At 51.8% G+C, this 919-nt stretch carries 2 protein-coding genes; one reads left to right on the top strand and one right to left on the bottom strand.

Annotation, left to right across the window (positions count from 1 at the left end; genetic code table 11):
• Positions 1-217: 217 nt before the first annotated feature.
• Positions 218-484, top strand: a complete 267-nt coding sequence (locus tag JQC81_RS32520) for a carbohydrate-binding domain-containing protein (protein WP_203275877.1) — start codon at positions 218-220, stop codon at positions 482-484.
• A gap of 192 nt (positions 485-676) precedes the next feature.
• Here the strand turns inward: JQC81_RS32520 and JQC81_RS32525 are convergent.
• The coding region (locus tag JQC81_RS32525) for a hypothetical protein (RefSeq protein WP_203275878.1) at positions 677-919 on the bottom strand (243 nt) is incomplete at its 5' end.

Raw genomic sequence — 919 nt, forward strand, 5'->3', positions numbered from 1 at the left:
ACCTAGCTACGCAATTCATTGGGATAAAGATTGCAAAAGGAAAATTTTCTAGAGTATAGTCGAAGTATATTATTCCTGACCGCAATTTAGAAAACTTACCTATAAAATAATATATCTTAAGGGGCTACAATTGATCCATTCTCATCTTCGCGAATTTGCGCGCGCTCGCACGGACAACATAACTTCCCCTCAAAATTAACCACAACCAGGGCAAGTTATGTCAGCACCTATCAGCAACTACCATCTCGTCCTAACCGACGAACTCAACGCGCTGAGCCTCAGCAACTCCAGGACGTTCACGGGCAACTTCGATGCCGCTGGCACGCAAAGCCATCGCGTCGGGATCAAGTTCGACAACAACCTGAGTGGATCTGGGGGCGACCGCAATCTGTACGTCGATGAGGTGACCTTCAAGGGTCAGGTCGACGGCAGTGACGCACTGCTCACGATGAACGGCGCCAAGCATTGGGACTTCATGCTGTGACCAGCAACAAGTCACTGGTGTTCTCAGGATCAGCCTAACCTCCTTCAACAATACCTGCTGTCTCAAGCCGTTTCCCTGTTTGCCTCTGAGTTAGAGCAAACCAGGACAGACGCGCCGCAACAATCAGCAACCTTTCCCACCGCACTGTTGGCGTACTCGGCCATGAGCCGACCCGATCCCTAGTTCCCTTACTCACCCAAAATCAACAGAGGAGCTTCTATGTCCCGCCCCTAGAGTTTTCATATCCACCGACATGCAAATGATCACCGGGCTCAACAACATCAACGGTGATCCGGCTAGTGGCAAGCCTTCACATTCACCGGCGACTGCGATGCTGCCGGTATCCAGAACCATCGCGGCGGTGTCGCCTTCAGCAACAATCTGAGCAAATCCGGCGTCGGCGACCGCAACCTCTACGTCGATGAGGTGACGTTC

Source organism: Microvirga arabica, assembly GCF_016811235.1.
Classification (GTDB): domain Bacteria; phylum Pseudomonadota; class Alphaproteobacteria; order Rhizobiales; family Beijerinckiaceae; genus Microvirga; species Microvirga arabica.

Coding starts and splice junctions, on each gene's coding strand:
- JQC81_RS32520 (WP_203275877.1), top strand. CDS start 218: ATGTCAGCACCTATCAGCAACTACCATCTCGTCCTAACCGACGAACTC.